Annotated in this window: 11 protein-coding genes; 8 read left to right on the top strand and 3 right to left on the bottom strand. The window is 41.5% G+C overall.

Annotated features, from left to right (window positions below; all coding sequences use genetic code 11):
• Positions 1–72 precede the first annotated feature (72 nt).
• The 5 genes from QSJ46_RS11800 to QSJ46_RS11780 all read left to right on the top strand — a co-directional run bounded on the left by QSJ46_RS11800 (position 73) and on the right by QSJ46_RS11780 (position 5,236).
• Complete coding sequence (locus QSJ46_RS11800) at positions 73–300, top strand: transcriptional regulator SplA domain-containing protein (RefSeq protein ID WP_003211490.1); 228 nt, start codon at positions 73–75, stop codon at positions 298–300.
• A gap of 82 nt (positions 301–382) precedes the next feature.
• Entirely contained in the window at positions 383–1,411 is a 1,029-nt protein-coding gene (gene splB, locus QSJ46_RS11795; RefSeq protein ID WP_047203061.1) for a spore photoproduct lyase, read from the top strand.
• Between the two features lie 116 nt (positions 1,412–1,527).
• Entirely contained in the window at positions 1,528–3,489 is a 1,962-nt protein-coding gene (locus QSJ46_RS11790; RefSeq protein ID WP_285604741.1) for a methyl-accepting chemotaxis protein, read from the top strand.
• 75 nt (positions 3,490–3,564) lie between these two features.
• On the top strand, positions 3,565–4,350 hold the full coding sequence (locus tag QSJ46_RS11785; protein WP_047203063.1) for an SDR family oxidoreductase: 786 nt from the start codon (positions 3,565–3,567) through the stop codon (positions 4,348–4,350).
• Between the two features lie 13 nt (positions 4,351–4,363).
• The gene (locus QSJ46_RS11780; protein WP_047203064.1) at positions 4,364–5,236 is read left to right on the top strand and encodes an NAD(P)-dependent oxidoreductase; all 873 of its coding nucleotides are present in this window, start codon (positions 4,364–4,366) and stop codon (positions 5,234–5,236) included.
• A gap of 112 nt (positions 5,237–5,348) precedes the next feature.
• Here the strand turns inward: QSJ46_RS11780 and QSJ46_RS11775 are convergent, their stop codons facing one another.
• Positions 5,349–6,149: a CAP domain-containing protein gene (locus QSJ46_RS11775; RefSeq protein ID WP_107163571.1), complete on the bottom strand. Its 801-nt coding sequence runs from the start codon at positions 6,147–6,149 to the stop codon at positions 5,349–5,351.
• 337 nt (positions 6,150–6,486) lie between these two features.
• Here QSJ46_RS11775 and QSJ46_RS11770 point away from each other — a divergent pair, with 337 nt between their 5' ends.
• Positions 6,487–8,613 (top strand): peptidoglycan D,D-transpeptidase FtsI family protein, encoded by a 2,127-nt coding sequence (locus QSJ46_RS11770; protein WP_285604740.1) that lies wholly within the window; start codon positions 6,487–6,489, stop codon positions 8,611–8,613.
• Positions 8,614–8,769: 156 nt separating this feature from the next.
• On the top strand, positions 8,770–10,599 hold the full coding sequence (locus QSJ46_RS11765) for a PAS domain-containing sensor histidine kinase (RefSeq protein WP_107163573.1): 1,830 nt from the start codon (positions 8,770–8,772) through the stop codon (positions 10,597–10,599).
• Between the two features lie 25 nt (positions 10,600–10,624).
• Here QSJ46_RS11765 and QSJ46_RS11760 read toward each other — a convergent pair whose 3' ends face one another.
• On the bottom strand, positions 10,625–11,794 hold the full coding sequence (locus tag QSJ46_RS11760; protein ID WP_047203068.1) for an aminotransferase A: 1,170 nt from the start codon (positions 11,792–11,794) through the stop codon (positions 10,625–10,627).
• 293 nt (positions 11,795–12,087) lie between these two features.
• On the opposite strand from QSJ46_RS11760, the gene QSJ46_RS11755 reads away from it, so the two are divergent.
• On the top strand, positions 12,088–12,972 hold the full coding sequence (locus tag QSJ46_RS11755) for a cation diffusion facilitator family transporter (protein WP_047203069.1): 885 nt from the start codon (positions 12,088–12,090) through the stop codon (positions 12,970–12,972).
• 64 nt (positions 12,973–13,036) lie between these two features.
• Here QSJ46_RS11755 and QSJ46_RS11750 read toward each other — a convergent pair whose 3' ends face one another.
• Positions 13,037–13,189, bottom strand: coding sequence for a hypothetical protein (locus QSJ46_RS11750; protein WP_180272403.1), 153 nt, complete (start codon positions 13,187–13,189; stop codon positions 13,037–13,039).
• Positions 13,190–13,423 lie beyond the last annotated feature (234 nt).

Here is a 13,423-nt window from a genome sequence, read left to right as displayed (position 1 = left end):
GAATTTTATCATATTGAGTCATATTGGGCAGTGAGAAGGGCACCCTATTATTAAAAAATGGAGGTGACCAGATTGCCTTTCTCAGACTATAAACCAGGTGATCAAGTATATGTCATTTATCGAAATCCACATGCTGCAAACGTAGCACAAATTAAAGAAGCTGAAATTGTTTCACATCCTTACAACGAAGAAGAGCTTGCCCTCTTTTTACTTGAAACGTATCATCCACTAGCACCTGATGATGCTGTTTTTCCAACATATGAAGAAGCAGAAGCCCTTTATCAAGACTTGTTTGAATAAGGGAGATTTTAGAAAGGATAAAAGCCATCCTGTGCGGTTAAAGTAACGGTATAAAAACGTTAAAGGTAAGGATGTGCTTAATATGATCAAACCTTTCGTCCCCCAGCTTGTTTACATTGAACCCCGGGCGTTAGAGTACCCGTTAGGACGAGAGCTGAAGGAAAAGTTCGAGGGTATGGGAATCGAAATAAGAGAAACGACCTCACACAACCAGGTAAGAAATATTCCGGGAAAAAATGACCTGCAAAAGTATCGTAACGCAAAGTCAACGCTTGTCATTGGTGTGAGAAAGACATTGAAGTTTGACTCCTCTAAACCATCTGCAGAGTATGCGATCCCATTTGCAACAGGATGTATGGGACATTGTCATTATTGCTATTTGCAAACAACAATGGGAAGTAAGCCTTACATTCGAACGTACGTCAATGTAGAAGAAATATTAGATCAGGCTGAGCAGTACATGAACGAGCGAGCGCCAGATATCACAAGATTTGAAGCATCATGTACTTCAGACATCGTAGGAATTGACCATTTGACACATACACTCAAACGAGCGATTGAATACTTTGGGCAGACCGACCTAGGAAAGCTTCGCTTTGTCACGAAATTCCATCATGTTGATCATCTTTTAGATGCAAAGCATAATGGCCGGACAAGATTCCGTTTTAGTATCAATGCCGATTATGTCATTAAATATTTCGAGCCTGGTACATCACCGCTTGATCAGCGGATTGAAGCGGCTGTTAAGGTCGCAAAGGCAGGCTATCCTCTTGGCTTTATTATTGCCCCCATCTACATCCACGAAGGCTGGCAGGAAGGCTATAAAGTTCTTTTTGAAAAGCTCGATGCAGCCCTTCCTGATGATGTGAGAGACGATATCACCTTTGAGATGATTCAGCATCGCTTTACAAAACCAGCAAAGCGTGTGATTCAAAAAAACTACCCGAAATCTAAATTAGAATTGGATGAAGAAAAAAGACGATACAAGTGGGGGAGATATGGGATTGGGAAATATATCTACCAAAAAGATGAGGAACAAGAACTAAGAGAGACGTTAGAATCATATATTGATCAGTACTTTCCTTCCGCAAAAATTGAATATTTTACTTAAAGCAAGCCTATAGGGCTTGTTTTTTTCTATTTAAATTTTCTTACAACTATTGAATGCTTTATCCATTTTGCCGATATATAAAATAAGGTGTGAAGTAGATGTAGGGGTGTGAGGAGATGTTTAAGAAACTTCAAGTGAGAATAGCTGTTTTCATCTCAGTTATTTTAATTTTAACCGTCGTGGCTGTTCAAGTGGGTTCTAACTTAGTGTTAAGACCACTTATTGAACGAGATGCAAAGACCACCGCAGCAGCAACGGCAGAAAGCATGAAAGATATCATTACAGAAAAGCTTGATAATTACGGCAATACCATTAACAAAGTGGCAACAAGTACAATGACTGAAGAATTTGCGCAAAAACAAACAAAACAAACATTAGCTTATGAAACAGATGCACTAAAAAAATTGCAGGAACAGGATAAACTCATTTCGTTTACCTATATTGGAACAATTGATGGCAAAATGCTCGGCTTCCCAGAGTTCGATCTTGGCGAAGGCTATGATCCATCTAAACAAGGCTGGTTTAAACAAGCAGCCGAAAAGCCTGATCAGGTTGTTTGGACAGATCCATATGTTGATGAAGCAACGAAAAAAGTGATTGTCTCAGCCACGAAGGCGATTGTCAAAGATGGAAAGGTCATTGGGGTCGCTGGACTTGATTTGAAGCTGTCCTCGATTCAGTCCTATATCAATGAACAAGAGATTCCTTATAAGGGGACCGCTTTCTTAGTTGATGGCACAGGCACCCTTTTGGCGCATCCAACAGAGCAAGGAAAAAATATATCAAAGGTCGCTTCTGTGAAAAAAGCGCTTGACAACTCAGGTATTGATGACAGCAAAGAACTGACGGTCTTATCTAAAATCAAAGAAGCCGGTTGGACGGTTGGTATCAGCTTTGAGAAAAGTAAACTGCTTTGGATTACAGAAAAAATGAATCAGACAAGCATCATTATATCCGTTATTGCCATTATTCTTGCGATGATACTCAGCTTCTTATTGGCAAGAAGTATTACAACGCCAATCAAGCGTCTAATAGAGCACGCTCGTAAGGTGTCAGAAGGCGATTTAACAAGCACGCTTGAAGCGAAGTCCCAAGATGAAATTGGTTTCCTTACGAAAAGCTTTAATCAAATGACTGAGGATATTAGGGAGTTAATTGAAAAAGTGAAAGGGGCTTCAGATCAAGTTGTGGAATCAGCGGATGAAGTGACCCAAATTTCAAATGAGACCTTGCTGTCTAGCGAACAGATTGCAACGGCCATTCAAGAGGTGGCAACAGGGGCGACTAAGCAGGCATCAGATGCAGAAACAATTAATGAGAAATCAGAGCAATTGTATGAGAAAGTGCGCCATATGGGTGAGCTCGCCACACAAATGCAAACCAACTCAAAATCATCTGAAGATGCAAGCTATAAAGGGCTTGATGCACTTGGTGTGCTCGTCCAAAAATCAACACAAGCGAGCGATGAATCGAAAAAGGTTGAGCAAATGCTGCTAGATCTTGAGCATAAAACGAAAAATATTGAAAACGTCGTGACTGCTATCTCTGAAATCTCTGATCAAACGAATTTACTTGCACTGAATGCAAGCATTGAAGCGGCGAGAGCAGGAGAAAGCGGACGAGGATTTGCTGTAGTTGCAGAAGAAGTCAGAAAGCTTGCTGAACAATCTGCACAGTCAACAAAACACATTAGCGAAACCGTCAAACTCATTCAAGATGAATCGAAGAAAGCGGCGGAAGCGATGACAACAGCAAGTAAAATGAATGAGGAACAAGGTGCCGCCATTAATGCAACAGGTGAGGCACTAAGCAGCATCACAATGGAAATGCAGGCACTTGTCGGTTCAATCGACAGCATTCATACACAGATCAATGAAATGACAGAAGAACAGCAGAAGATGAGTGAATCCATTCAAAGTATTGCTGCTATTTCAGAAGAATCTGCTGCCTCAGCTGAGGAAGTGCATGCGTCTACAGATGAACAAGTTCAAGCGTTAGAAAGAACGAAAACCTCAACTGAAATGCTAAACGAATCAAGCCAGGCACTGCGTCAGGCGGTTGACCGATTTAAGGTGTGATTCGCGGAAAGGAACCTTGCGACGTGAGCAAGGTTCTTTTTGTATGATAAAATAAAAACTAGAGGAGGTGCTGACATGGATGTCAAACTAACTGGAAAAAAAGCATTGGTCGCTGCAAGCAGTCAAGGTATCGGAAAAGCGATTGCCTTTGCTCTAGCAAAAGAGGGAGCGGATGTAATGCTCTCGGGAAGACATGAACAAACGCTGAAAGAAACAGTCAACGAGCTGTCTCCATTTGCCAAAGGAAAGCTGACTTATCAAGTATGTGACGTATCTGACGCCAGTCAAATCAAGGCGCTTGTTCAAGCGGCGGCTGGCGATGAGCAGCGTCTAGACATTCTTGTGAACAATACAGGCGGGCCTAAAACAGGAACGCTTGACACCTTAACAGATGAAGATTGGATCGAATCATTTCAACTTCATTTACTCAGCTATATTCGGTTATTAAAAGAGGCATTACCGTATTTGAAAAAACGCGGTGCACGTGTGTTAAACATTGCGTCAATGTCAGTGAAAGAACCGATCCCAGGCTTGATGCTGTCGAATACATTTAGACCAGCTATAGCCGGCTGGACAAAAACAGCCGCTCAGGAGCTTGCAAAGGATGGTATTTTGATCAATACGTTAGCACCGGGAAAAATTGAAACAGACCGCGTCAAACAGCTGGAAAAGCACCGCGCACAAAGAGAGAATCGAACGGTTGAAGAAATCAAAGCACAGGCTGAACAAGCCATCCCGCTTGGCCGCTATGGACAGCCAGAGGAATTTGCAGCATATGCAGCTTTTCTTTTATCTGAAGCCAATACATATATGACAGGTCAAACACTGATCATTGATGGTGGCTTGACAAAGTCTCTTTAAGGAGGAACAAGTGATGGCACAAATCAAAACGGTTGGTTTTATAGGAATCGGTGTAATGGGGCGCAGTATGGCAGGACATTTAATGGATGCAGGCTATGAAGTTCTCGTTTATACAAGAACGAAAGCAAAAGCAGACGCATTGATTCAAAAAGGGGCGTCATGGAAGCCGGCAGTAAGGGACATTGCAGAAAGTGCAGATGCCGTCATCACAATGGTGGGATATCCATCGGATGTAGAAGAGATCTATTTAGGTGAAGATGGGCTTGTGGCACATGCCGCGCCTGGAACATATCTCATTGATATGACGACCTCGAAGCCTCAGCTTGCAAAAGAAATTGAGTTGAAAGCGAAGGAAAGAGGTGTATTTGCATTAGATGCACCTGTATCAGGCGGAGACATAGGCGCTCAAAATGGCACGCTGGCCATTATGATCGGCGGAGAAAGGTCTGCCTATGAAGCCTGCCTGCCGGTATTTGAGCAAATGGGTGAAAACATTCAATATCAAGGACCGGCAGGAAGCGGTCAGCATACAAAAATGTGTAACCAAATTGCCATTGCAGCGGGGATGGTCGGTGTCGCAGAGGCAATGGCATATGCGGAAAAATCAGGGCTTGATCCAGAGCAGGTGCTCAAAAGCATCACAACAGGTGCAGCTGGCAGCTGGTCTTTGTCAAACCTTGCACCAAGAATGCTGAAAGGCGATTTCGCGCCAGGGTTTTATGTAAAGCATTTTATCAAGGATATGGGCATTGCACTTGAAGAAGCAGAGCTGATGGGGGAAGAAATGCCAGGGCTCTCACTTGCGAAGTCACTTTATGAAAAGCTGAGCGAACAGGGCGAAGAAAACAGCGGGACCCAAAGTATCTATAAATTATGGGTCAAATAAAAAACTGCCCCGCCTATGTGGAACAGTTTGCAGCGTGTAAACAAGCCCTCGCATTGCTGAAAAAGTAGACAAATTAAAAACCTGTCCCAAATAAGGACAGGTTTTTTTGATATTATTTTCCGATGAATTGCTGCGTCCAGTAGTTGCCAGATTTCACATAACCAACACCGATATGTGTATAGCTTTTGTTTAAAATGTTCGCTCTGTGGCCTTCACTGTTCATCCATGCTGTCACAACTTCTTGAGGAGATCTTTGACCTTGGGCAATGTTTTCACCTGCTGATTTGTAAGTGATACCGAATTGCTTCATTTGATCAAATGGAGATCCATAAGTTGGGCTTGTATGAGAGAAATAGTTTTTATCTTTCATATCTTGAGATTTTGCGCGAGCAGATTTGCTTAATTTAGAATCAACAGAAAGTGCTTTTAAGCCTTGCTTTGCACGCTCTTTATTTGTAAGCTCGACCACTTCTTTTTCAAATGCATTTAAGCTGCTGTCTACTTTTGATGCATTTGTGTCTTTTTGGTCAGCTTTTGTGTTGCTATTGCTGTTTGTGTTTTCTTTTGCTGGAGTGCTTGGTTTAGAAGCAGTTGGTTTTTTCACTGATTCTTGTTTTTGTTCTTGTTTTGCTTTGTTTACTTCTTTTACTACTTTTGTTCCAGTAACAGGTTGACCGCTTTTGATCAGCTTGTTTAATAGAGCTTCGATCTCTTTTTGATTTGACTTGCTTAGCTTGTTTACATCTGAAGAGATATGTAATTTTGCTGCTAATGTATGAAGATCAATGGCTTGATGCTGTACGTTTATCACTTGTTTCAGGTTAAGCTCCTTCGCATCAGCTGAATGTCCCCCAGTGAATGTGATGAGTGCAGCAGCTGTCAGCGCTGAAAAAAAGAATGATTTCTTCTTCATATTGTAACTCCTCCTAAAATCTTTGTTTTGTTTTCTCACAAAAAATCATACCATGGACTTTTTGTTATAAACGTACCAGCATCCTCCATTGACAATGCCAGTTTGTCATTTTTGTTAAAGTCATAGTAAGAGCCTCTTCATATCAAAGGGTGGGGTATCCTTCCATTTAAAGAAAACGACATAAACATACCAATATTTTAAAGTGTTAGTATATTTTTTTGCAGATTAGGGATTGACAGCTTTTTTTCACTCGTTTCGCTGTAACAACTATTACAAAAGTGTTACAATAATGAGTGGTAATTGTAAAAGATTGAAAAGGATGAGAGGAGCTACATAAGTGGGAGAGAAACAGCATCAAGGTGCTGCCGAGCAGAAAAGAATCAAGCGCCGGAACGCCTGGAGGATTAATCTCTTTTTCTTCGCTGTATTTAGTTTATTTGCTGGACTTGTGATCAAGCTTGGTGTGCTGCAAATCGTCAATGGTGAAGATTATAAAAAGCAAGCCAACCGAACAGAGGTCAAAACGGCATCATACCCGTCTCCAAGAGGAAAAATGTATGACGCGAGAGGAAGAGTCGTCGTTGATAACGAAAGTGTACCTGCCATCGTTTATACATCAGAAAGCGGTGTGAAAGCGAAGGATAAGATTAAGGTAGCAAGAAAACTTGCGACTTATATAAAAATGGATACTGATTTTTTGAGAGAGCGTGACATTCGGGATTTTTGGCTGGCGAGCCATCCGAAAGAAGCGGATAAGCTCATTTCAAAAGCGGAGAAAAAGGATATCGATGCAAAGGATGTCTATCCGCTTCAAGTAGAGCGTGTCCCAAAGAAAGAAGTCAAAGCGATCGAAAAGGATGCGGAGGAAAAAGCTGTTGCAGCGATCTACCGTAGATTTACAGGCGGATATGCCTTTGAACCTCAAATCGTAAAGGCAATGGACCCAAACGAAGAGAAAAAAGGGGACGAAAAAGTTGCTTTACTCGATGAAACGAAAGAATCAAAACAGACTTCATCCATGAGCTTGACCTATGAAGAGATTTCACTTGTCTCAGAGCATCTTGATGAACTTCCTGGTGTGAACGTCATCAACGACTGGACAAGAAAATATCCGTATGAAAAGACCCTTTATAATGTACTTGGCGGTGTGACCACACCAGAGCAAGGAATCATTAAAGAACGTGAAGATTACTATATGGCAAGAGGCTACTCGCGAAATGACCGTGTAGGGAAGAGCTATTTAGAATATCAATATGAGGATTTTCTAAACCCTGAGAAAGCAACCGTTCAATATACACAGGTTGGCGGGAAGCTGCTCGATGAAATCAAGCGGACAGAAGGGCGAAGAGGACTTGATCTTGCGCTGACATTTGATATGGAGCTGCAAAAGGAAGTCGACAAAATCGTTGAATCAGAGCTTAGATCGGCCAGCGCGAGAAACTATATGATGGATCGTGCCTTTGTCGTCATGATGGATCCACACACAGGGGATGTTCTCGCCATGTCGGGCAAGAAAATGGACGGCAGAGACGTCACAGATTATGCGATCGGAACATTTACGACTCAGTATGAAATGGGCTCTGTTGTCAAAGGAGCCACAGTACTTGGCGGTTATCAAGACGGCATGTCACACAACCAAGCTTATATGGATACACCGCTCTATTTTGCAGGGAGTGGGGGGAAACCGAAGAGGTCCTACAAAGTTCTTGGATGGGTTAACGACATTCAGGCACTCCAAAAAAGTTCCAACGTCTACATGTTCCAAGTAGCGATGAGAATGGCGGGCATCACCTATCAAAAGGATGGTCCGTTACCTGCAAGGCCTGAGCACTTACAAAAAATGAGAAACTATTATGCGCAATTCGGTCTTGGTGTGAAAACAGGGATCGATCTGCCGCAGGAATCAAGCGGGATGCAGACGCATCCTAAGACGGTCGGCGGACTCTTGCTTGATGAAGCAATTGGTCAGTATGACACGTATACCCCGCTTCAAGTTGCGCAATATATGTCGACGATCGCCAACGGAGGCAGCCGTATTCAGCCAAGAGTAGTGAAAAGCGTACACCTTCCAACGAAGAAGGATGAAGTAGGCCCAGTCGTAAAAAAATATGAGCCGAAGGTGCTGAACACGATTAACAACTCGAAAGCGGATATTGACCGCGTAAAAACAGGACTGAAAATGGTCACATCAACAGGCGGAACTGCCGCTGGCCGGTTTGGTCAGCATGATGTCGCAGGAAAAACGGGTACAGCGCAAACCTTCTACTATGGCGCCAACCGCAGCTGGTGGGGGAATGCCACGTACAATTTAACCTTTGGAGGATATTATCCTTCTTCTAATCCAGAGGTGGCGTTTAGTGTCGTGACACCTTATGTTTCAGATAAAGATCCTGTCATTAAAAACATCCCAAGTAAAATTGTGGATAAGTACGTTGAATTACAAAAGAAATATGAAAAACAATAAACCGCAGGGAGCACAGCAGCAGAAAGTGCTCCCTTTTTGCTGAAAATATGGACGTTTCCCTCGATGACAGAAGGAAAATACGGGTTTTCTAGCGAATCTTTTTTATACATCAATCTAAGGACAACCCTAAAAAATGAAAAGGAGGGTCGGACGACGATGGAACAACAAATGAAAGATTCGAATCAATTGTATTCGAACATCGATTTACATGCCGTTCTTTCTTCTAATGGCCGCTTTCTCTACATTTCTTCCAACTGTAAGCAGCTTTTGCTCTATGAACAAAAGGATTTACTAGGGTGTTTTTTGAAAGACTTTGTTCATACCGAAGATCAATTTCTCGTCGAAAGTTATTTTTACAATCAGCACATGCTAGAGGTTTGCCACTTTAGACTGCTAAGAAGTGATCTGACAGCTGTATGGGTCGAAGCAAGCATTGATTTTGTTGCTTGTGATGGGTTAGACAACGAAGTAAGTAGAGAAATGATCCTGAAAATGAGGGTGCTGGATACTAAGCCCCAAAAAGCAGCATTTCAAGAAGCATCAAAAGTAGTAGAACAGTCGCTAGGCAGTCTGCCGGCTTTCCAAAATGTCAGTGAAGCTGAACAATTGATTGCCATGCTGCCAAATCCGTTATGTATTACGACTTTAGGGAAAATTGTGTATGCGAATGATGCGATGCTGCAATTAATGGGGGTAAGTGCAAGAGATGACATGATCGGCAAGTCCGCGTTTGATTTTATTGCTGAAGAGTACCATGATATTGTCAGAAGCCGGATAACAAGGCTGCAGCAAGGTCTTCCAGTCGGAATGATTGAACAGATATGGAAGCGTAAAGATGGGAGCAGTATTCATATTGAGGTAAAGTCATCACCGACGATTTATCAAAATCAACGGGCAGAGCTTTTGCTGCTCGTAGACATCTCATCCCGTAAAAAATTCCAAACTGTTCTTCAAAAAAGCCGGGAAAGGTATCAGCTGCTCATTCAAAACTCCATTGACACGATTGCAGTCATCCATGATCACAAATGGGTGTTTATGAATGAATCAGGTATTAAATTATTTGAAGCCGAGCATTACGATAAATTAATAGGAAAGGATATCTTTCATCAAATTCATTCCTGTGATCAGCAGAAGGTCAAAAAGAGCTTATCTCGTATTATTGAAAGAGCATCAGATTCCGAGATTGTCACGATGAGCTGTCATACGTTTAAGCATAAGCTGATTTATACAGAAATGGTATGTATCCCAACTACATTCTTTGGAGAAACAGCGGTTCAAATTATTTTAAGAGATATATCCGAACGTAAGCAGACAGAAGAGCTCATGCTCCGCTCTGAAAAATTATCGATCGCAGGTCAATTGGCGGCTGGCATTGCACATGAAATCAGAAATCCATTGACCGCCATCAAAGGCTTTTTACAGCTCATTAAACCGAAAACAAAGGATCGCGATCAATACTTCGAGATTGTTTTCTCTGAGCTGAGCCGAATAGAAATTATCTTGAGTGAACTGCTAATGCTGGCGAAACCGCAGCAAACGTCCTCAATGCAGACGCTTGATTTGAAAAAAATCATCAGCGAAGTCACGGCTTTGTTAGAAACACAAGCGAACTTAAATGGCATTTTAATGAACACAAGTGAGATAGAGGAAGGTCTCCTGATGAACGGGGATCAAAATCAGCTCAAGCAAGTGTTTATCAATTTAATCAAAAATGCCGTAGAATCCATGCCGGACGGAGGAAAGGTAGACATCACGGCCAAAGCAGAAAGTGATGGAATACTTGTCACCATTCGTGATGAAGGAGTCGGCATTCCAGAAGCGGTGATGAAACGGATTGGAGAGCCCTTTTTAACCACAAAGGAAAAAGGAACTGGACTTGGCCTTATGGTCACATTTAATATTTTAGAAAATCATAACGGGACGATCCGTGTGGATAGTCAGCCTGAAAAGGGCACCGTATTTCACATCACGTTTCCTGCAAAATAAAAACAACGGCAAGAGAGCCGTTGTTTCAATCTAGCGAATGAATGGAACGTTTTTCAAGTACAAATTGTTCTAGCCGGTCAAGTCCTTCTTTCAGCGTTTCAAGTGAATAAGCATAAGACAGGCGCACATACCCTTCGCCGAGTGGAGAGAAAGCAGAGCCTGGGACGACCGCAAGTCTTGTACTTTCTAACAGCTCCATGCAAAAATCAAAGGAACTCATCCCAAACGATTCAATGGATGGAAAAATATAAAAAGCGCCAGAAGGTTTAATCACCGGAAGCCCCATAGAAATGAGCCGATCATATACATAATCGAGTCTTTTCTTATATTGCTCTCTCATGATCAGTGCATCATCCACACCATTTGTCACAGCTTCAAGTGCCGCCTTTTGTGAGACAGCCGAGGCACAAGACACGTTATATTGATGTACTTTTAATACATGTTTAGCAATTGGAGCTGAAGCAAATAAAAAGCCAATTCTCCATCCAGTCATGCTATGAGATTTAGACAGTCCATTGATGACAATGGTCTGTTCTTTTAAGAAAGAGGCAATTGAATGATGCGGCCGGTCAAATGTCAGCTCACTGTAAATTTCATCGGATAAAATAAAGATGTCTTTTCCTTCAAGGAGCTGGGCAATTTCTTTCAATTCTTCTTCTGAAAGCGTGACACCAGTCGGGTTTGAAGGGTAAGGAAGAACCACACACTTTGTCTTTTCCGTTAATGCATCCTCAATCAGCTTGGCATTCAATTTAAAGCCGGCATTCGTTGTGTCAATATGTACGGGCATGGCACCACACATTCGAATGATCGGTTCATATCCGGGGTATACAGGTCCAGGTAAAATGACCTCGTCGCCTTCTGTTAAAATGGTTCGAAACGCAGCATCAATTGCTTGACTTGCACCTGTTGTCACAATGATTTCTGACTCTGCATCATAATCAAGATTCACTTTCTTCTTGATATAATGCGAAATCGCTTGTCTTAGCTCTAGGAAACCAGCATTGTGAGTGTATGAGGTGAAATTCTCGTCAATGGCTGCTTTGGCAGCTGTTTTGACATGATGCGGCGTATAAAAATCGGGCTGGCCTATCGTCAATGAAACGACATCCTCATATGACGATACGAGATTTGAAAATGTTCGAATGCCTGAAATTTCAATATCCTTTACTCTTGGATTCAGCAAATGCTCCATTTCTCATCACCTTAAAAATTTATGTTTTTATCCTATTTTACCATTCACTGCATAAATGTCACCTGCGAAAGGCACTGGATATCGTTATATGTAGTCTATTCTCCTATCCATCACCGCATGAGTGATATATTAAAGAAAGAGCAACATTTATTATAGCGTAACCTCAAGAGAAAATACAGGCTGTGATGAGAATGATTAGAAAACGGCAAAACTGCGTAAACTGAAAGAACGTGAGAATCATGGTCATGGGAATTGCTTTCATAGACATACGATCTCCTAAAGGAGGACGATAGATGGAACAATCAGCGAAGACATCGAAAATCGCGTTTCTATCCGTGCTGAGCAACACATTTGTTGTCATCTTAAAAATCATTGTGGGTCTCTTAACCGGATCTGTTGCGGTTTTATCAGAAGCCATTCATTCGTTTCTCGATTTAATGGCGTCGTTTATTGCATTTATTTCTGTTCGTATTTCAAGAAAGCCAGCAGATTCTAAACATCCTTATGGACATGGAAAAGTCGAAAATATTTCTGGAACGATTGAGACCCTGCTGATTTTCGTTGCTGGCATTTGGATTATATACGAATGTGTTCACAAATTAATGCATCCAGAGCCAGTTAAGCTACCCGTGCTTGGCATTGTGGTCATGCTGCTAGGCGCGCTCATCAATTTTGTTGTATCGAGGATTGTGAACAAAGAGGCTGAGCGAGTACATTCAGTCGCCATGAAATCAAATGCATTGCACCTTTTAACGGATGTGTATACGTCACTAGGGGTGGCATTCAGTTTATTGCTTGTAGCATTAACCGACTGGTATTTCCTAGATCCGATCATTGGAATGATTCTGGCCCTCTTTATTATGCGTGAAGCGTTTAAACTCATGAAGGAAGCCTTCCCGCCGCTTGTTGATGCTCGTTTAACACCAGAGGAAGAACAATCAATTGAAGCGATCATTCAAGGATTCAGTCAAGAATTCATTGAATATCATGACTTTCGAACAAGGCGGTCTGGTGCAGAGGAATATATTGATTTCCATTTGATTGTAGATGGAAAGACAACCATTGAAGATGTTCACCAATTATGTGATCGAATTGAAGAGAAGATTCAGCTCGAATTTACGCATGCGCAAATCTTTATTCATGTGGAACCTGAAAGTGAAAGAAGTTTACAAACGTAAAAAAGGCGATCAACCTATTCTCTGGTTGTATCGCCTTTTTTTACGCTTCATCTATGAAATGAAATCAATATCCATAAGCAGTATCGTAGTCTTCGTACCAAGAGATATAAGCTGTGTCATCGTTTGACAAACCATGCTTCATATCTAAATAATCAGCTTCGCAAATATCTTCAATTACAGTCATTTCGTTGTTCTTTAATAATACGACAGTTCCCATCATGAACACCTTTCTTTAAAAAATCCTTGACTATTGTACCATTTGAAGAATCATTGTCAACAGAAGAATGGAAACAAGACGAAAATATCACAAAATGTTAAAAAATCAGGAGGTAAAAGAACTAGAAGTGCCATGATTTTCACAAATTTTCAGTATTTATTCACATAAATCATTTAGATCAAACTGATCTAAAATGTATGTAAAAGTGTAAAGCTGCATTGATCTTGCTATATT

The organism is Bacillus sp. YKCMOAS1, from assembly GCF_030268125.1.
Taxonomy (GTDB): Bacteria; Bacillota; Bacilli; order Bacillales; family Bacillaceae; genus Bacillus; species Bacillus safensis.
This window is presented reverse-complemented; position numbering and strand designations above follow the sequence as displayed.

Coding starts and splice junctions, on each gene's coding strand:
- splB (WP_047203061.1), top strand. CDS start 383: ATGATCAAACCTTTCGTCCCCCAGCTTGTTTACATTGAACCCCGGGCG.
- QSJ46_RS11790 (WP_285604741.1), top strand. CDS start 1,528: ATGTTTAAGAAACTTCAAGTGAGAATAGCTGTTTTCATCTCAGTTATT.
- QSJ46_RS11785 (WP_047203063.1), top strand. CDS start 3,565: ATGGATGTCAAACTAACTGGAAAAAAAGCATTGGTCGCTGCAAGCAGT.
- QSJ46_RS11780 (WP_047203064.1), top strand. CDS start 4,364: ATGGCACAAATCAAAACGGTTGGTTTTATAGGAATCGGTGTAATGGGG.
- QSJ46_RS11775 (WP_107163571.1), bottom strand. CDS start 6,149: ATGAAGAAGAAATCATTCTTTTTTTCAGCGCTGACAGCTGCTGCACTC.
- QSJ46_RS11765 (WP_107163573.1), top strand. CDS start 8,770: ATGGAACAACAAATGAAAGATTCGAATCAATTGTATTCGAACATCGAT.
- QSJ46_RS11760 (WP_047203068.1), bottom strand. CDS start 11,794: ATGGAGCATTTGCTGAATCCAAGAGTAAAGGATATTGAAATTTCAGGC.
- QSJ46_RS11755 (WP_047203069.1), top strand. CDS start 12,088: ATGGAACAATCAGCGAAGACATCGAAAATCGCGTTTCTATCCGTGCTG.
- QSJ46_RS11750 (WP_180272403.1), bottom strand. CDS start 13,189: ATGGGAACTGTCGTATTATTAAAGAACAACGAAATGACTGTAATTGAA.